The following is a 19,541-nucleotide window of genomic DNA, read 5'->3' as shown; positions in this document are numbered from 1 at the left end:
AAAACACCAAAAATTGAATTTAGCACTGCGTAATAACCCCCATCCCAGCGGATTGTGGTTAAAATAGCGTGCATTTATAACACTTTTGCATTGGCTCACATCGTGTCCTCAATACTATATTTCTCTGGCTCTTCGGCCTTGCCCGCTTTTCAAAGCGAGCGTCTTCTTCAGCGTTTTCAATCTCTTGATTTACCTGTTCAACATATTGCGGCCTATTACGAATACTACGTATGGACGGCAGACGAAGGTCTAAACGCAGAGCAACAGCAACAGCTTGCCGCTTTGCTAGACGATGGACTACCTGCTTATGACTCCCAAACGTTAACTAAAGACCAATTAATACTGCGTATTATTCCTCGTTTGGGCACGGTGTCGCCATGGGCCAGCAAGGCCACTGATATTGCTCGTAATTGTGGTCTAAGCGGTGTGCGTCGTATCGAGCGTGGCATTCGTTATGTCATTGATCCTAGCCGTGGTCTATTAGGTAGCAAAAGTATTAAAGCCGATCAGCTACAGCTGATGGCTGCGCAGCTGCATGACCGCATGACCGAAAGTGTTGTAGACCAACACTTTGATGGAGCGCCTTTATTCCAAGATCTGCCACCTAAAGCCATGCAGTCGGTAGACATACTAGGCCAAGGCATTAGCGCATTGGTACACGCTAATCAATCCATGGGTTTGGCTTTATCCGAGGACGAAGTTGAATACCTATTCGAAGCATTCCAAAAGTTAGGACGTAATCCACACGATGTGGAGCTTTTGATGTTTGCACAAGCCAATAGCGAGCATTGCCGCCACAAAATTTTCAATGCTCAGTGGGTTATTGATGGGGTTGAGCAAAGCAAAACGTTATTTGGCATGATCCGTGAAACTCATGCGGCTCAGCCTAAAAAAACCATTGTGGCCTACGCCGACAATGCGGCCATTATGGAGGGTGGGCAAGCGAGTGTGTTTCATGCCTCCTTGCCTGATTCGGATGCAAAAGGGGCCTATCAGGCTTATGAGGGTCTAATTCATACCCTTATGAAAGTCGAAACACATAATCACCCCACTGCGATTGCACCGTATCCTGGTGCCGGTACAGGCTCGGGGGGCGAGATTCGTGACGAGGGCGCTACAGGCCGAGGCTCTAAACCTAAAGCGGGCTTAACGGGCTATACCGTTTCCAATTTACAACTACCTGCTTTAGCCGAGGCTTGGGATAAAGACTCGTTGGGTTTCCCAGACCGTATTGCTACCGCCTTGGATATTATGACTGTTGGTCCTTTGGGTGGTGCTGCGTTCAATAACGAATTTGGTCGTGCCAATTTGCTTGGTTACATGCGTAGCTTTGAGCAAACCATTGGTGGTCAGCATTGGGGTTATCATAAACCCATTATGATTGCAGGCGGCTTGGGTTCCATTGACGATCGCCAAACCCATAAAGACCCATTACCCGTTGGTGCATTGTTAATCCAATTGGGTGGTCCAGGCATGCGTATTGGTATGGGGGGCGGTGCGGCCTCTAGTATGTCATCGGGCGTTAATTTGGCCGAGCTGGATTTTGACTCTGTACAGCGGGGCAACCCAGAAATGCAACGCCGCGCACAAGAGGTCATTGATCGCTGTTGGCAGCAGGGCGAAAACAACCCTATTGTTGCTATCCATGATGTGGGCGCAGGCGGTTTGTCTAATGCTTTCCCTGAACTAGTTAATGACGCAGAACGTGGGGCTATTTTTGATCTAACCCATGTGCCGCTAGAGGAATCCGGTCTTTCTCCTGCCGAGATTTGGTGTAATGAGTCTCAAGAACGTTATGTATTGGCGATTAACCCCGCTGACTTAGAACGATTTAAAGCCATTGCCGAGCGTGAGCGTTGCTTATGGGCCGTAGTAGGTGTAGCCACCGAAGAGCGTCAGTTACGTGTAACGTATGGTGAAGGTATCCCTGGTTATGCCGAGCCCAGTCCAGTTGCACAAACCCCCGCTCCGGTCGATATGCCGCTAGAGGTCATCTTAGGTAAAGCGCCACGCACGTTGCGTGATGTTACGCGTCTAGAGCCCATTACAGGCGAACTTGATTTACCCGTTATTCAATTAGCAGAAGCCGTGCAGCGTGTTATGCGCCATCCCACGGTCTCTAATAAAAACTACCTCATCACCATTGGTGACCGCAGTGTAGGGGGCTTATGCAGCCGCGATCAATTGGTCGGGCCTTGGCAAATTCCTGTATCCGATTGTGCTGTAACCTTGGCTGATTACGAGCAGGTACGCGGTGAGTCCATGGCTATGGGTGAACGCAGCCCTATTGCGATTTTTGATGCGCCTGCCTCGGGTCGTATGGCGGTAACTGAAGCCATGACTAACCTGTTGGCTAGCGATGTACGCAGTTTTGATGATGTGAAGCTTTCAGCAAACTGGATGGCTGCATGTGGGGTAGCAGGGCAAGATGCCGCCTTGTTTGATACTGTGACTGCCGTAAGTCAATGGTGTCAAGAGCTAGGCTTATCCATTCCTGTAGGCAAGGACTCTCTTTCCATGCGTACCGCTTGGGAAGAAGACGGCAAAGAGCACGATGTAGTGGCACCCGTGTCCTTGGTCGTAACGGCTTTTGCTCAAGTTGCGGATGTGCGTAAAACCTTAACGCCGCAACTACGCACTGATGCGGACAGCGTGTTGATTTTTATCGATTTAGCCGAAGGTCAGCAACGCATGGCTGGCTCGGTATTGTGTCATGCGTTCAGCCAAGTAGGCACCGCTGCACCGGATTTCACTAACGCTGATTTATTAAAATCGTTTGCTACGAGCATCCGTTCTTTAGCCGATCAGGGTTTAATTTGGGCTTATCACGACAAATCAGACGGCGGCTTATTTGCGACGGTTGCTGAAATGGCATTTGCTGGTCATACCGGCGTGTCGATGAATATTGATATGCTCACCATCGATCCGCATGCCGCCGATTGGGGTGATTTTAAAATTCGTGCCGAGCAAGTTGCCGTACAACGCGACGAGCTTACCCTTAAAGCCTTGTTTAACGAAGAGGTCGGTGCGGTCATCCAAGTGCCTGCTGATCAACGCGATGCAGTGTTACAGCAGTTACGCGATGCCGGCTTGTCTACGCACTCGCATGTGATTGGCAAACCTAATCAAACGGATACCATCGAGGTGTACCGTGATGCAGCATGTATTTACCAAATTGCTCGGGCAGATTTAGGTAAAACGTGGTCGGCAGTGAATCACCAAATGATGTTATTGCGTGATAACCCAGCCAGCGCCGAAGCCGAGCACGCGATTTGGGATGACGTGGAAAACCCAGGCTTACAGGTACAGGTTAATTTCAACCCCCAAGAAAACATCGCAGCTCCATTTATTCAAACAGGTGTGCGTCCCAAAATTGCTGTGTTGCGCGAGCAAGGCAGTAACAGTCAACTCGAAATGGCATGGGCATTTACCCAAGCAGGCTTCGAGGTGATAGATTTACCCATGACCGATCTACTTAGTGGACGCCGTCGTTTAGATGACCTCAAAGGGATTGTGGCTGCTGGGGGCTTTAGTTATGGTGATGTGTTAGGTGCTGGTCAGGGTTGGGCACGTACCATCCGCTTTAATAGCATGCTTAACGAGCAGTTTGCCGAGTTTTTCCAACGCAACGATACGTTTGCGCTTGGGGTATGTAATGGGTGTCAAATGATGGCGGCATTAGCCCCCATGATCCCCGGCGCAGAAAACTGGCCTTTGTTTACAGCAAACCAGTCCATGAAATACGAAGCCCGTCTGGCCTCTGTAGAAATTGCGGACTCGCCTTCTATTTTCCTTCAAGGCATGGCAGGCACCCGTTTACCTATTGTGGTTTCGCACGGTGAAGGTTTTACCAACTTCGAGCGTCAAGGCAATGCAAGTGCTATTCACTCCGCCTTGCACTACACAGACAACCGTGGTCAACGCACCGAGCAGTACCCCTATAACCCGAATGGCAGTGTAAATGGCATCGCAGGGGTTACTACAGCAGATGGACGCTTTACGATCATGATGCCGCACCCCGAACGCGTCATTCGTAACGTACAGCTGTCGTGGGCACCACAGCAATGGGGGCCTCACGATGCGGGTGGTGCTAACGCAACAAACGGTGGCTTAACACCATGGATGCGTTTGTTCTACAACGCACGTGTCTGGCTAGGTTAAAAAAATCAGCGTATAATCAGGTTTTGGACGGGATATAAAGACATGCGTCTTATCAAAAAAGCTCTCACATTCGACGACGTATTGCTAGTGCCTGCGTACTCGCAGATCTTACCTCGCGATACCGATCTCTCCGCGCAATTTACGCGCGACATCAAACTCAACATCCCCCTAGTATCTGCTGCGATGGATACCGTTACCGAAGCCCGCTTAGCCATTGCTATGGCCCAAGAAGGCGGTATCGGTGTTATCCACAAAAACCTATCAGCAGAACAACAAGCACGTGAAGTGTCTCGTGTTAAACGTCACGAGTTCGGTATTGTGATTGATCCAATCACAGTCACTCCCGATATGAAAGTGCGGGATGCTATTCAGTTACAAAAAGAAAACGGCTTTTCAGGTTTGCCTGTTGTAGAAAACGGCAAGCTGGTGGGGATTGTTACTAACCGCGATTTACGCTTCGAGGATCGCCTCGAGCTCCCCATTCGCGAAGTCATGACCACCCAAGAGCGTCTTATCACCATGCCCGAGGGCGCTACCCTCGAACAAGCTCAAGCCCTCATGCACAAACACCGCCTCGAGCGTGTGCTCATTGTGAACGATGCCTTCGAGCTTCGTGGCCTAGCTACCGTGAAAGACATCGTCAAAAACACCGAGCACCCCAATGCATGTAAAGACCAACACGGTCAGTTACGTGTGGCAGCAGCGGTAGGCGTAGGTGGCGACACAGAAATGCGTGTAGACCTGCTCTCCAAGGCTGGCGTAGACGCTATCGTGGTAGACACCGCTCATGGTCACACCAAAGGTGTAATTGATCGTGTACGCTGGGTAAAACAAAACTACCCCCATATCCAAGTCATCGGTGGCAACATTGCTACCGCAGCAGCAGCCCTAGCCTTAGTTGAAGCCGGTGCCGATGCGGTCAAAGTAGGTATTGGCCCAGGTTCTATTTGTACTACACGTATTATTGCCGGTGTGGGTGTACCTCAAATTACAGCTATTGCTGATGTAGCCGAAGCCCTACGTGGTACAGGTGTGCCTTTAATCGCTGACGGTGGTATTCGCTTTTCAGGTGATGTATCCAAAGCGCTAGCCGCAGGGGCTTCTGCTTGCATGATGGGCGGTATGTTTGCAGGTACCGAAGAGGCCCCTGGCGATGTGGTCCTGTACCAAGGCCGTTCTTACAAGTCTTACCGTGGTATGGGTAGCTTGGGTGCTATGGTCGAAGGCTCTGCTGACCGCTACTTCCAAGAAGCCGGCAGCAATGCAGACAAACTGGTTCCCGAAGGCATCGAGGGCCGTGTGCCTTACAAAGGTTCTGTACTCGCCATTATTTACCAGTTAGTGGGTGGTGTACGTGCTTCAATGGGCTATTGCGGCGCAGAATCCATTCCTGCATTGCACGACAAAGCCGAGTTTGTGGAAATCACCGCCTCCGGTGTACGCGAGTCTCATGTACACGACGTGCAAATCACCAAAGAAGCCCCTAACTATCGGGCTGACTAAACGCGTTTAGTTTTTGTACTTAATGCTTTAATCGGCCAGGCTGCCTCATGCGGCTTGGCCGATTTTCATCTACCTCTACAAAGTTATCATGCACCAACGCATTCTTATTCTTGACTACGGGTCACAAGTTACACAGCTCATTGCACGTCGCATTCGCGAAGCCGGTGCCTATTGCGAAATCCATCCTGGCGATGTCAGTGATGAGTTCTTGCGCAGTCAGCCCAATTTAAAAGGGGTGATTTTGTCGGGCAGTCACGCATCTGTCTATGCTGACGATGCACTACAGGTTCCTGCTGCTGTCTTTGATTTAGGCGTACCGGTTTTAGGCATTTGTTATGGTATGCAAGCCATGGCATTGCACCTAGGTGGCAAAACAGAACAAGCCGAGCGCCGCGAGTTCGGCCACGCTCAAGTCCGTGCCCATGGTCATACTGCGCTCTTAAAAGACATCCAAGACTTTGAGACTCCCGAAGGCTATGGCATGTTAAATGTATGGATGTCTCACGGCGACCAAGTTACCGCTTTGCCCGAAGGCTTTAGCGTCATGGCCTCCACCGCCTCTTGTCCTTATGCTGGCATGGCAGACGAAACACGTCGCTTTTATGGTGTGCAATTTCACCCAGAGGTCACTCATACCAAACAAGGCCCGGCTATTTTTGAGCGTTTTGTCCGTGATATCTGCGGCTGCGAAGGCGACTGGAATATGCCTGACTACGTCGAAGAAGCCATCGCTTCCATCCGTGAGCAAGTGGGCTCCGATCATGTCATATTAGGCTTATCCGGTGGGGTGGACTCCTCCGTTGCTGCTGCACTTATTCATCGCGCTATTGGTGACCAACTAACTTGCGTGTTTGTTGACCACGGCTTGTTACGTTTGAACGAAGGCAAACAGGTCATGGCCATGTTTGGCGAGCACTTCGGTATGAACATTGTTCACGTCGATGCTAGCGACCAATTCATGGGTAAACTGGCTGGCGTAACCGACCCTGAAGCCAAACGCAAAATTATTGGCAAAGAGTTTGTTGAGATTTTCCAAGCCGAAGCCCTTAAACAAACCGATGCCAAATGGTTAGCCCAAGGTACGATTTATCCTGACGTGATCGAGTCCGCGGCAGCCAAATCTGGCAAAGCCACTGGAATTAAATCTCACCACAACGTTGGCGGCTTGCCAGAAACCTTAAACCTATCCTTGCTTGAGCCTTTGCGCGAGCTATTTAAAGACGAAGTACGTAAACTAGGCATTGCGCTCGGTCTACCCGCCGAAATGGTCTACCGTCATCCGTTCCCAGGCCCAGGTTTAGGGGTACGTATTTTAGGTGAAGTGAAAAAAGAATACGCCGACTTACTCCGCCAAGCCGATGCGATCTTCATCGAAGAGCTTCGCAACACCGTTGACGAAGCCACAGGCAAAAATTGGTACGAACTGACTTCGCAAGCTTTTACTGTTTTCTTACCAGTAAAAAGCGTTGGCGTGATGGGCGACGCCCGCACTTACGAGTACGTGGTTGCACTACGTGCCGTAGAAACCTCTGATTTCATGACTGCCGATTGGGCCGAATTGCCTTACTCATTGCTAAAACGTGTCTCAGGCCGCATTATCAACGAAGTACGCGGCATTAATCGCGTCACCTACGACGTATCCAGCAAACCGCCTGCGACGATTGAGTGGGAATAATCCCGCGTCTGGCACGGCTAGGCATCTGATGGCATAAAAAGCCACTAAGCCCGCGTAATTGCGGGCTTTTTTGTATTTGTGTCTGGCACGATCTGGCACCGTTTGGCAGCCTCAAGTACAATTTATTTGTGGTATGAAACTTGGTGTTATGAACTGTTGATGCCATGATTAAAGTAAATACCATGTGAGGTTTACTTTCTGTCTCATGGTGTTGAAAAATCATAGTACCTTGTTTTTAATTATTTTTTTCTGATTTTTGACGTGGTTTTTAGTCATGGTATCAGAATGGATATGGAGCCACCCCTAAGGCTAACCGATACCAAGCTAAGAAATCTAAAACCACAAGAGAAACTCTACAAAGTCAACGATAGGGATGGGCTGTATATCGCTGTTACGCCCACGGATACCATTTCTTTTCGCTACAACTACAGCATCCATGGCAGGCAAGAAACCATCACCTTTGGTCGCTACGGTCTAGACGGCATCACATTGGCCGAGGCGCGAGAGCAACTAGGCGAAGCCAAAAAGATGATTGCCGTAGGTAAATTTCCGGCCAAAGAAAAAGCCCGCGCTAAAACTCGGATCAAAGATGCTGATACCTTCGATGCGTGGGCACAAAAGTGGTTACGTGGCTATCAAGTGGCCGATTCCACACGGGATATGCGCCGTTCAGTCTATGAGCGCGAGCTGCTGTCTAGATTTGGCAATCAGAAACTGATAGAGATTACCCATGAGGACTTGCGGGCACTCACCGACGCCATCGTCGAGCGAGGGGCACCGGCCACCGCCGTTCATGTGCGCGAAATCATGATGCAAGTGTTCCGCTGGGTAATTGAGCGAGGGCAGAAGGTCGAAAATCCAGCCGATTTAGTGCGTCCAACCACAATTGTTAAGTTTGAGCCTCGTGACCGAGCATTGACACCAGAAGAAATCGGGTTGATGTATCAGTACATGGAGCGGGTGGTTACAAGCCCAACAAATCGTGCGGCGGCCAAGCTGCTGTTGCTGACCATGGTGCGCAAAAGCGAGCTAACCAATGCGACCTGGAGCGAGATCAGTTTTAGTGAAGCGCTGTGGACGACTCCCAAGGAACGCATGAAGAGGCGTAACCCGCACTTGGTGTTTTTATCACGGCAGGCGCTTGCCACCTTTGAAAGCGTTTCATATAATTGAAAGCATAGACTGCATTAGGAGGGTTTGATTATGAGAGTGCGAGCAGTAACAGTTCGGGACGTTCCCGAGGAAGTACACAGAGCGATTCGAGTCCGGGCAGCACAACACGGAAGGTCACTCCAGGCGGAAATGCTGGCCATTTTTGAGCAGGCAGTAAAACCTGAAGGTCGCGTCAAGTTGGGCAATTTGCTGGGCGAAATAGGGCGCGAAGTAAAACTGACTGATGAAGAGGCAGCAGGTTTTGAGCGCGACCACTCACCGGCACGGGCTGTGAGTTTTTAATGATTCTGCTTGATACAAATGTTTTATCTGAACAGTTCCGGGCAAAGGCTGATGAGCGTGTTTTAGCTTGGCTAAATGAGCAGCTACTTGAGACCCTATATCTGTCTGCAATGACCATTGCGGAGATTCGTGCAGGCGTTGCGCTGATGCCGGAGGGCAAGCGCAAAAAACTGCTTAGCTCAAGGATTGAAGAAAGGCTGTTGCCGTTGTTTGCAGGGCGAGTGTTGCCATTTGATATGTCATGTACCAGAGCTTATGCAGAGGTACTTGCAACTGCTAAAAAGTCCGGTAGCGGCATTGCCGCTGCAGATGCAGTAATAGCAGCAACAGCACACGAAGGCGGTTTTATTGTTGCGACAAGAGATACCAGCCCGTTTGAAGCAGCGGGATTGAAAGTTATTAACCCTTGGGGTGAGGGTTAATAACTAGCAGTAGATACACCGCTATCTAAGTTTGTGCCGCAACTGTCCTATGGAATGTTGTGTAAGAAGCAGAGGAAAAAGCTAGTATAGATAGTGCCTTGTTAGATGACCTGATCGATTTAACACAGACGCTCTTGAGGCAATATGATTAGGGTAATGCTGTATCAGGCGCTGTTTGATAGCTTCCACACGAGATATACGCCGGTCTGTCTATAGTTAGGCGCACCGGTAACCGCCGTGCACGCACGTGAGTTGGTGCTGCAAATCTTCCGCTGGGCGATTGAACGCGGCCAAAAAGTAGAGAATCCGGCAGAGCTAGTACGTCCAGCCAGTATTGCCCGATTTGAACCGCGCGACCGGGCCTTAACACCAGAAGAAATTGGCCTGATGTATCAATACATAGAAAGAATCGGTACATCTCCCTCTATACGAGCCGCCGCCAAGCTCTTATTGTTGACCATGGTGCGCAAGAGTGAGCTGACCAATGCCACATGGAGCGAGATCAACTTCACCGAAGCACTCTGGACCATCCCCAAAGAGCGCATGAAACGCCGTAATCCTCATTTGGTGTTCTTATCCCGACAGGCCTTGGATATCTTCATTGCATTAAAAACTTTTGCGGGCGGGTCGGAATACGTTCTGCCATCCCGCTATGATACTGATAAACCCATGAGCAGCGCGACGCTGAATCAGGTGCTGACCTTAACCTACCGACTGGCCCAAAAGGAAGGGCAGTCGCTAGCGAAGTTTGGGCCACATGATTTAAGACGTACCGCGAGCACCTTGTTGCATGAGGCAGAGTCCAACACGGATTGGATTGAAAAGTGCCTAGTGCACGAACAACGTGACGTGAGAGCGGTGTACAACAAGGCGGAGTATAGGGAACAGAGAGCTGAAATGTTGCAGGATTGGGCGGATATGATTGATGGGTGGACGGCTGGGAGTGTTCGCTGAGCTACAATTGTAATTATATTGTAGGGCGGATAAAAGTGAGATTGTAATGTCCGCATCTTCATTTGAGCAGGTTCAGTTGGATCAATACAGCTTTAGACGAACTACACTAGTTTTAATATAAAGTGATTAATGATTGAACATGTCTATGCAATCCAAAATTGAGACTATGATTTTTATTAAGGAAGTTATCTCCTCTCCAGACTTTTGGGGGCTTGCTTTGCCGTTGGTCAGTGCTACTGTTGCTTGGTTCGTGAACGAGTGGCGGCAGCGAGTTGCTGATCAATATCGGAGAAAAGAGGCGAGCTATAAGGAGCTGTTAAGTTCGTTAAGAGGTTTCTATGTTGGGGCTGAAAACGCGCCGCAATTGAAAAATGATTTCCTGAACCAGCTCAACATAGCATGGCTCTACTGTCCAGATGATGTTATTCGCAAAGGCTACGCATTTTTGGAAACAGTCCACTCCGCTACAGCGTATCCCGACGAACAGAAGGAAAAGGCCATGGCTGAGTTTGTAGCTGCTATTCGGCAAGATATGTTATCACGTAATTTGGTTAGACGTTCATCGCTTACAGCGGCAGATTTTAAACACCTAAAAGTTCAATAGGGCTGTTTAGACAGTCAATGTGAGTGGTTTGAATATAACAGTCCTCAATGGATCGTTGTGGGTTGTGGGTTGAGGGTTTCCGTCTGGTAGCCTTAATTGAAATGCTCATGTAAGCGCCCTTTTCCAAGATTCCGTCTCTTTATAGCCGCCGATACTGCTTGCCGTGATATCCCTAGATCCTGTGCAACTTCAGATTGATTCATACCTTGATCTAGAAGCTCTTGAATGGTGCTCGCAGTTGCTCTAGGAGCCTTAGCCTCTTGAAGCAGCCTATAAGCCTCTCGTCGTACGTACGCGTGTGCCTCAATATCCCAAGGCGATAAAAACATAGTGTTGATGCCTTGCGACCAGATGGCTTCCATTAGGCTTTCATACTCGGCCATGAATCGTCGGTCGCGCTGATAGGCGCGTCGGGCTTCATCGCTTCGTCTAGGGTTGTGCATTTCGCAATACAGCTTGCTTGGTTTTGCCGCTTTATCATCTTGTCCGGGCTTGCGGGTGTTCCAAGCTAGCTCGCCATGTTTTGCCCATTCCTGATACAGGGCTATCCGTTCCACACAATCTCTAAAGCCCTCGACAGAGCGGTCGTTTCGCATATCAATCACGTCACAGTATTGGCTATAGAGGCGGGATGCTGTGTAGCGTCCTAGTTCACCTTTTAAGGCTTTCTCATAGCGTTCCACTATGATGTCCGCTTTTTTGCGAGCGGCTTCCCTCATTGTGGGCGTTACATCGACGATTTTTGCGTTGCCACGAAGCAGTCGTTTTATGACTTGGGGCGAATCCACGTTAGTTGAGTATTCCGTTGTGCGCCAACACAGCTCACAAAAGCACCATGAGCACGGGTCATTCAATTTGGCTTGAATACGCGCAGATGAGGTTTTAGTGACTCGCTTGGTTTCTTGATAAATGGGGTCGAAGTTCAGCTTTTTCATGAAGGCGCTGCTCGGCTGTGATCTCAACTTTATTCTAACAACTTTGCGCATCCATACAAGCATTGGCAAGTATCGTCAGGCAACTGATTGATACGAAGGAGCAAATACGATGGAACGCAAAATACTCATTAACCGCAAAAAACTCCACAGCATAATTCCCTTGTCTGAACGGACAATTTACAACATGGAGCAACGTGGTGAATTCCCTCGTCGCATCGTTTTGACGAGTCGCAACGTGGCGTGGGATTTGGCCGAGATTGAGGCGTGGATTGAGTCGCGCAAACAATCGAGTATTCGTGCATTACGCCCTGGGGCGAGTGAGTAGACGTTAGTTTTTATTCACTATGTGTAAGTGTGAAGCCAGACGATGAGGCAGTGAGTGGGGTGGTCATCCAGCCAGACGCAGCTGAAGATCGGCAGAGGGCATTTCTTGTCGCAGATATTCTTGATCCAGCACCAAAAAATGATGTAGCCAGTATGGAGCATCCCATTTTTGCATTGCGAGCAGGAGATACGCAGGTGCGACGCTACGATCGTAATGGACAAACCATCACTGTTTTGCCGGGTGCAACGGGCTGCGCGACGATTCATGACAAGGATCTTTGGATCTATTGCATCAGCCAGCTGATCGAAGCCGCTAACCGTGGCCGTACCATAGCTCCTACCGTTCGATTTACTGCGTTTGATTTTTTGAGGGCGACCCATCGTGATACCAGTGGCCGAGCTTACGAGAGAATGATTGAGATGCTGCGTCGATTAAAAGGGACGGTGGTTGAAACTAGCATTGAAACAGGAGGTCTGCGTGAAAATAGAGGCTTTAGTTTGATTGATGGTTGGCGAGTGGTAGAGCAATCACAAGATGTGACTCGCATGGTGGCTGTTGAGGTGGACTTGCCCAAGTGGTTATTCCGATCCGTTCAGGAGAAGCGAGTGCTGACACTATCGAACGCCTACTTTCGCTTGCGCAAGCCCATGGATAGACGAATCTATGAGCTAGCACGAAAGCACTGCGGTAGGCAGCCACTTTGGCGCGTATCGTTGACAGTGTTACATCAAAAAAGTGGCAGTGTAAGTGCGTTGCGTCGTTTTCGATTTGAGATGAAGGCGCTAGCTGAGTCAAGAAACTTGCCAGATTACTCAATGTCGCTGGATGCTGAGCGGGATGAACTGACGTTTTATGCTAGTAGCCCTAAGGGGCAATTGGCTAAGGTGAAAGACATGTTTATGGGACGATCACATGCACCGCCATCTGCGCATCGTGAGAAAAAATCAAGCAAAGCCAGAGGGCGTTGAGGCGAGTTTGATTACTAAAAAGCCGTTGAAAAAAACGTGTTTTTAGGCTGTGGGTAACTCGGGATGGGCCTGTGGATTGTATCGTGCTTTTAGGAACGCTTACTTCGTGCTTTCAGGAACATAAAACTGCTACAGCCCAATGAACATATAGCTTACAAAAACCATAACACGCGCGCGATTAACGTTTTTTATATATATAACGTTTTTGTGGGGTAATACCTCTATGAAAAATGAAATAGAAAACAGTGGGTTTTTCTCCTAGGACTGCTTAAAGAGCCAATTCCGTAAAAGGTGGCTTTGAGTGATTATGGTTTTTATGTGGTGGGTGTTAGATCTGATAAAAGGCTCCAAAGAAGAGGGAGGAAGAGGGGATGAGCAAAGGCAGTGCACCTTCGAGTTAGAGGGTGTTGTTTTCTACAGTCATAGAAGGAGCTGCTTGTATGACTTAGAGACACTGGACCCCAATGTACGGAAGTGGGCTCCTAATGTATGAAAACTTATCCTTATTACACGTAGGCGGCTTCGAGCTCGTGTCTATTAACTACCTAGGTATGGCCTTGGAGGAGCGTAGGAGAGATTTTTAGCCGTTTTTTCGTTTTCCAAGGTGGGTGGCGTGGCTATGGTCATTTAAAGCCCAGAACGGCCTGATTTGGAGCGTTTGCTTTGGTTTACGGAATAACTAAACCAATCTATTGCTTTGAAGACCTTCTGAGACGTAATGCCAGAAATTCATAATAAATCGCAGTGTAGAAGCTGTTTTTATTTTTGGTGTACGCGATTAAGTGCGATGAAATGCGAACATATGCGAACAAATGCGATTAAACGCGACTTAATGCGATCTTATGCGATTTATTGCGATTTGGTGAAAAACAGGCTTTAGACATTGGAGAGTTGCACATAATTGCACTGAATCTGATGGCAAGATGTGTGTTGTGGGCCCACAAGCTGTGCTTGTCGTCCCCCAACACCTGATCGACTCGCTGTAGCTCGACGACACGCTTGCTCTGCGAGGCATACGGGTGCTACCGCACCAGAGAGGAAAACATGGAAGAAAAAAGAAGTGGAACCTATGGCACAAGACCAAGGGGGAAGTACATCAAAGTTTTTGTAACGTCAGAAGAAATGTCAGAAATTCAAGAAAAGGCAAAGATGTCAGGCTTATCAATGTCTGCCTTTCTGCGAGCGATTGCCTTGAATCAGAAAGTACGTTCTGTTTTAGACCTGCACGCTGTGACGGACATGGTGAAAGTGAATGGAGATCTGGGTAGGGTGGCAGGCTTGTTGAAACTCTGGTTGCGGGAAAAGCGTGGTCATGGCGCTTCGGCACATTCGGTTGAGGTATTGATGAATGATTTTCGATTGCTTCAAAAGAAAATGATGGACTTGATGAGCAAGGCCTTAAAGGGCCCGCGTTTTTGAGGTGGTTTAGAGAGAGTTAAGCCTGGTTATGCGGACTAACTCGAGTGTTTTAGTTGTGTGAATGATCCGTACATTAGGGACCAAAGCGCGTACATTGGGGGCTGTTTTCCGTACATTAGGGGCTAAAACCCGTACATTGGGGACCAAGGGAGCTTGCAATGCATTGGTTTTAAATGTGTTTTTCGGGTTGTCCACAGATAAAACTGTTAAAACTCTTTAAAACTTATAAAACCCCTAGTTGATAGCTTTTGACCAGGGTAGGGATTTATGGAGAGGGAAGAGGCACCAAAAAGAAAATAGTTTGTATATAAGTAACAGTTAATGCGTGTTCAGCAAACGGTGGTTTTTTGAACAGGCGTGCGGAATTCGTTTCCCTATTTCTTGGCATAACCGGGCTGTTAACATACCTGTCAAGTTTTCAATGTCGAAAATGTTCATGAATCAATGCATTGGGTACTCCCGTGTTTCGACGGACGACCAGCATGTGGATATGCAGCACGATGCGCTTAAGCAGCAGGTGCGAGAGATCAAGGCCCTGTTGCGTGATCCAGATATTCAGGTGGTCGAGGCGGCACGTAGATATGATGTATCACGAACCACGCTTTACAAGCACGTCGGCGCAGTTGCGCCGCGTCAATGAGGAATTTTGATGATCTAACGGTCGCTAGAGGTTGGCTGTACTGACAGGGTGAAGCAGTCCGCTTGGGTCGGGGTTTAATGGAGGCCAGCCTGTTGCAGGATCGTTGGATTACCTCTGTGGGTATAACAGCAATATTTTCAACTGAGGTGAATCGTGTCAATCTTTGATATCGAGAAAGACGAATTACTCCGGCTGTCCGACAGTCAACTAGAAGAGCTGATTGCTCGCCTCGCTGAGGCCGAAGTGGCAGCGCAAGGACATAGTCCTGCATGGGTCAGATGGTCAGGTTCAATCAATGCCCCTGATGACGGAATTGATATCCACGTTCAGATTCCTGTCGATACCCTGAGTACAGGGTTTCTTGCAAGGCCTGATACGATCTTTCAGGCTAAGAAACACTCGATGCCGAAGGGGAGAATCACGAATGAAATGATCACGGGCGGAGAGTTGTCAGTGGCTATCTCAGATCAGGCTTCGAAAGGAGGGAGCTACATAATTGTCAGCTTGGATGATGATTGTTCGCCTCCTATGAAAGCGGAACGCGTTGGAGCGATGCGGGATGCCGTCAAGGTTGATCCCAACAATGCTGTTATCCACCTAGACTTCTACGACCGCTCGAAGCTTGCTCAATGGCTGCGTCAGCACCCGTCAGTCCTGCTGTGGGCAAAACGAAAACTCGGCCAAGGATACTCTGGTTGGCAGCCATACGGTTCTTGGAGCAACCCACCTCAAGGTGCTGAGGATACGCTAATTTCGGCCCCAGGCGTGACGGTCATGCTGCCATCAGGGAAGGGCCAGAAGCTCAGCATAGAAGATGCAATTGAATCAATGCGGGACCTCATTCGGTCTACGAATAAGGCCGTCCGCATCACGGGTTTATCCGGCGTCGGGAAGACCAGAATTGTGCAGGCTCTTTTCGACGAAAAGGTTGGCGCACATGCCCTCGACCGGACCGTAGCTGTGTATGTCGATACGGGTGCTGAACCGGACCCTTCGGCAACAGCAATGCTGGACAGGCTTATCGCTGAGGGCCGCCGCGCCGTCATGATCCTCGATAATTGCCCATCAGATCTTCATTCTGCGCTGGCAAGCAAGGTATCAACCTCAGGCGGTGATGTAAGGCTCATCACCGTTGAGTATGACATTAGAGACGACAAGCCTCAAACAACGGAGGTAATCCAGATAGAGGCAGTCGGCCCGGAGGTGGCCGAGCAGCTTCTGAATCGTCGCTTCCCTGACATCGGTCAGAACAACGCACGCCGGATAGCAGAGTTTGCTGATGGGAATGCGAGAGTATCCCTGGCAATCGCTGAGAGGGTAGAGAAAGGTGAGAGCTTGGCTCAGCTTTCTGACGCGCAGTTGTTTAACCGCTTGTTTGAGCAGCGTAATCATGCGGACGATGATCTTCGGGAACAGGCTGAAATATTATCGCTGGTGTATTCGTTCTCCGTTTCAAGCTCTGAGGTCGATCAAAATGAGTTGGAAATTTTAGGCTCGATCTCGGGGCATTCCCCGAGACAGTTGTTTCGATCCGTCAGCAGACTGGTGGGTCGCCATGTTGTGCAGAAGCGAGCTCATTGGCGGGCCATCCTGCCCCATGCCATTGCGAACAAGCTGGCAGCATCGGCACTTGATAGTATCCCTGTTGATCAACTCAGGGCGACCTTTGAAGCATCTGGTCGTCAGCGCTTGCTAATGTCGTTTGCACACAGGCTTGGGCTGTTGCACGATCATCCAGTGGCGACAGATCTCGTTGAAGCTTGGCTCCAGCCAGATGGGCTGTTAGGGCGGATTTTAGAGTTGGGGGATATGGCGCTACGAATGTTGGACTATGTCGGCCCGGTTGCGCCTGGAGCACTGCTTGATAGGCTCGAAGCCGAGCTTACCTCACCCGATTTCGAGGGAATGAAACCGCGTGTCAATCCACGGCGGACGACCATTCTCAATCTTTTGCAGTCATTGGCATACGAGCCGGGCGCCTTTGAGCGTTGCCTCAGGCTTCTGATCCGCGTGGCGGACCACGAAGATGAGGACAACAACTACAACTCTGTTCGGGAGATGATCACGAGGTTTTTCCAAGCTTACCTGTCTGGCACACATGCCTCTTTAGGTCAGCGCATTGCGATCATGAACGAATGCCTTTCATCAGGCGTGGCTGGACGCAGATCGCTGGGCTCCAAGATGCTGGCGGCTGCCCTCGATGGGCCGCCGTGGACGGGTTTCGGGGTGAACGAGTTTGGTGCTCGTCCGAGAGACATTGGACTCCAACCCAACCACGATGAACTTGTAGAGTGGCGTAGCGCCTTTATCGACGTTGCGGTGCGATTGGGAACCTCCGGCGATCCTGATCTTGAAGGGCCTGCACGGCTGACCCTGGCGAACAAGTTTCGAGGGATGTGGCATCAAGAAGCGATAAGGGACAAACTCGTCGATGCGGCTCGCGAGTTACATGCTTACCAGTGTTGGGGCGAAGGTTGGAAAGCCGTTCGTTCAACAATCTATTTCGACTACACCAAGCGCAAAGATGAGGACGATTCCGAGCCACTGCCGGACAATCTTGCCGCATTAGAGAGGGAGTTGGAACCCCATGACTTGGTTCCTACAATAATGGTATATGTGCTGAGCGTAGGAGGCGACCATTGGGTGCTAGACGCCGACTTTGATCATGACGACGCCAACAAGTATCGCGAAGCTGAAACGCGACTTGAAGCCAAGGCGCTCCGATTGGGAGAGGACTTCGCGGTATCAGATTATGAACTCGACGAGTTGGGTCCCGGCCTGTTTTCCAACGATTGGGCACCCCATCGCACTGCATTCGGGAGGGGATTAGCGAAGGGGGCACATGACATGCGAGTTTGCTGGCAGCAACTCGTCGATCAACTGGAATTGCAGCCTGAAGTCAACAAGAACTTTGCAGTCTTTGGCGGCTTCATCGAAGAGGCAGACTCTATCAACCCATTACTAGCCCAAGAGCTACTCGACAAGTGCGCACAGCATCCTGAACTTCGACACGTATTGGTTGGTTTGCATCCCTGGCGGGAGTTTACAGAAACTGACTTAGATCGTTGTATGGCGCTTCTGGATGATCCTGACACTCGTGCGTGGATGTATGGAGCAATCCTGTGGCGGGACGCGTATGCTGACTTGCCTGAAGTCCGTGTTCTTGATCTTGCTCAGCGACTTCTGAGTAAACCGAACGGCGATGACGTGGTTTTGGATGCCCTAAGCATGAAGCTACATGGCAAAGAGGGAGCTGTGGATACACTTGGTTCAGCCCTTCGGCTGGTCGGCCTAAGAGCAGCGATCCAGAGGTTCCAAAGAGATCACAGTGACCCCGGAGGGATTGGGGAGCATCACATGGAGTGCGTCATCGGTGCCGCGTTGCGCTTCGATGGCAACGAGACCGAAAAGCTAGAGTGGCTGGACACTATCTTAGCTTTTGTTGATGAGCACTATGGCTATATTCATGCATTTGAAAGTGCCATTCAAACGACCGCCACGTTGATGCCGGAAGCATTTCTCAATCGCATTTTTGAGGGCACTGAAGAACAACAACATCGACGACTGTTCTTTATTCGCCATGGTGGCTTACGCCGGTCTCCTCTCGCTAAAATCGATGTGGACGTTTTGATTGAGTGGTGCCGTGCCAGAAGCGATACCAGTGTATGGGCTTCTGTCGCAGCGGGTATCAGTCTTTGGTCAAAGAATGGAGATCAGGGAGCAGTTACGATGTCGGAGTCAGCGGTCAGGCTGCTTGAAGCTTCTCCTGAGCCAGAAGCCGTCTTGGAGGCATTCGCCGAGCGTGTCACACCTTCATCTTGGTCTGGTAGCCGAGTGAACGTGATGCAACCCCGTGCAGATGCAATTGGTGGGTTGGTTGAACATGAGAGTGCGGAGATCGCTGTAGCTGCGAAATCGGTGTCTGCAAAACTGGTTAAGTGGATCGAGCATGAAAAAGTACGCGAACAGCAAGAGGATGAGGAACGCGAACAGCGATTTGAATGAAGCTAAGGTAACAGCCAACTCTATCCGAACTTCCGCCGCTCCAATCCCGAGAATGCTGGGACTTGCATGCTTGTCGTAAGACCGTTAACTACGGAGAGCTGCGCCCAGGATACCAAGGTGGTGGGGTACTAAAGCATGGGGCCGCTGGAGGTAGGTAGGCAGGTATGGTAGATGCCAAAAAATCTGAACATGGTCTTTTTCATGGTATTAGATAATTGGAAATAAGTAAGCTTTTGTTCTCATTTGGTTTTTTCTATTTGTTTATGACTGAGTGGGAATAATCCCGCGCCTGAAATAGTCCAGCAGCCTAAGGCATAAAAAGCCACTAAGCCCGCGTAATTGCGGGCTTTTTTATGTTTAGCAATCCCTAGCAACTAAAAGAAGTACCAAGCCCCGTTTGAGCCTGGCATTAAAGCTTGCTAGCTCTAGCAAATCGTGATGCCTCGGTCAAAGTCTATACCTTACTACCTAATCG

12 protein-coding genes and 2 pseudogenes are annotated in these 19,541 nt (G+C 49.7%); 13 read left to right on the top strand and 1 reads right to left on the bottom strand.

Going from position 1 to position 19,541, the window contains the following annotated elements; translation table 11 throughout:
- Window positions 1-102: 102 nt before the first annotated feature.
- The 8 genes and pseudogenes from purL to ACBP46_RS06680 all read left to right on the top strand — a co-directional run bounded on the left by purL (window position 103) and on the right by ACBP46_RS06680 (window position 10,774).
- Window positions 103-4,161, top strand: a complete 4,059-nt coding sequence (gene purL / locus ACBP46_RS06715; RefSeq protein ID WP_371015960.1) for a phosphoribosylformylglycinamidine synthase — start codon at window positions 103-105, stop codon at window positions 4,159-4,161.
- A gap of 42 nt (window positions 4,162-4,203) precedes the next feature.
- Window positions 4,204-5,664 (top strand): IMP dehydrogenase, encoded by a 1,461-nt coding sequence (gene guaB / locus ACBP46_RS06710; protein ID WP_371015959.1) that lies wholly within the window; start codon window positions 4,204-4,206, stop codon window positions 5,662-5,664.
- 88 nt (window positions 5,665-5,752) lie between these two features.
- Window positions 5,753-7,339, top strand: a complete 1,587-nt coding sequence (gene guaA / locus ACBP46_RS06705; RefSeq protein WP_371015958.1) for a glutamine-hydrolyzing GMP synthase — start codon at window positions 5,753-5,755, stop codon at window positions 7,337-7,339.
- Window positions 7,340-7,630: 291 nt separating this feature from the next.
- Window positions 7,631-8,491, top strand: a pseudogene (locus tag ACBP46_RS06700) (tyrosine-type recombinase/integrase); the annotation flags it as partial.
- Between the two features lie 57 nt (window positions 8,492-8,548).
- A complete protein-coding gene (locus tag ACBP46_RS06695; RefSeq protein WP_080995577.1) occupies window positions 8,549-8,794 on the top strand; it encodes a FitA-like ribbon-helix-helix domain-containing protein in 246 nt (81 codons plus the stop codon).
- Entirely contained in the window at window positions 8,794-9,216 is a 423-nt protein-coding gene (locus ACBP46_RS06690) for a type II toxin-antitoxin system VapC family toxin (protein ID WP_371015957.1), read from the top strand. The genes ACBP46_RS06695 and ACBP46_RS06690 overlap by 1 nt, the downstream gene beginning before the upstream one ends.
- 219 nt (window positions 9,217-9,435) lie before the next feature.
- Window positions 9,436-10,170: pseudogene (locus ACBP46_RS06685) on the top strand (tyrosine-type recombinase/integrase); the annotation flags it as partial.
- Between the two features lie 139 nt (window positions 10,171-10,309).
- Window positions 10,310-10,774 (top strand): hypothetical protein, encoded by a 465-nt coding sequence (locus ACBP46_RS06680; RefSeq protein ID WP_371015956.1) that lies wholly within the window; start codon window positions 10,310-10,312, stop codon window positions 10,772-10,774.
- Between the two features lie 92 nt (window positions 10,775-10,866).
- On the opposite strand, the gene ACBP46_RS06675 is transcribed toward ACBP46_RS06680, so the two are convergent.
- Window positions 10,867-11,709, bottom strand: a complete 843-nt coding sequence (locus tag ACBP46_RS06675; RefSeq protein WP_371015955.1) for a hypothetical protein — start codon at window positions 11,707-11,709, stop codon at window positions 10,867-10,869.
- A 109-nt stretch (window positions 11,710-11,818) separates the two neighbouring features.
- On the opposite strand from ACBP46_RS06675, the gene ACBP46_RS06670 reads away from it, so the two are divergent.
- The 5 genes from ACBP46_RS06670 to ACBP46_RS06650 all read left to right on the top strand — a co-directional run bounded on the left by ACBP46_RS06670 (window position 11,819) and on the right by ACBP46_RS06650 (window position 19,066).
- On the top strand, window positions 11,819-12,034 hold the full coding sequence (locus ACBP46_RS06670; protein WP_371015954.1) for a helix-turn-helix transcriptional regulator: 216 nt from the start codon (window positions 11,819-11,821) through the stop codon (window positions 12,032-12,034).
- A gap of 29 nt (window positions 12,035-12,063) precedes the next feature.
- Complete coding sequence (trfA, locus tag ACBP46_RS06665; RefSeq protein WP_371015953.1) at window positions 12,064-13,002, top strand: plasmid replication initiator TrfA; 939 nt, start codon at window positions 12,064-12,066, stop codon at window positions 13,000-13,002.
- 1,044 nt (window positions 13,003-14,046) lie between these two features.
- Window positions 14,047-14,421 carry a plasmid mobilization protein gene (locus tag ACBP46_RS06660; protein WP_371015952.1) on the top strand — a complete coding sequence of 125 codons (375 nt, stop codon included), beginning with the start codon at window positions 14,047-14,049 and terminating at the stop codon, window positions 14,419-14,421.
- 421 nt (window positions 14,422-14,842) lie between these two features.
- Window positions 14,843-15,061, top strand: a complete 219-nt coding sequence (locus ACBP46_RS06655) for a helix-turn-helix domain-containing protein (protein ID WP_371015951.1) — start codon at window positions 14,843-14,845, stop codon at window positions 15,059-15,061.
- A gap of 153 nt (window positions 15,062-15,214) precedes the next feature.
- Window positions 15,215-19,066: a hypothetical protein gene (locus ACBP46_RS06650; protein ID WP_371015950.1), complete on the top strand. Its 3,852-nt coding sequence runs from the start codon at window positions 15,215-15,217 to the stop codon at window positions 19,064-19,066.
- Window positions 19,067-19,541 lie beyond the last annotated feature (475 nt).

The sequence above is a fragment of the Paenalcaligenes hominis genome, assembly GCF_041359055.1.
Classification (GTDB): domain Bacteria; phylum Pseudomonadota; class Gammaproteobacteria; order Burkholderiales; family Burkholderiaceae_B; genus Paenalcaligenes; species Paenalcaligenes hominis_A.
This window is presented reverse-complemented; position numbering and strand designations above follow the sequence as displayed.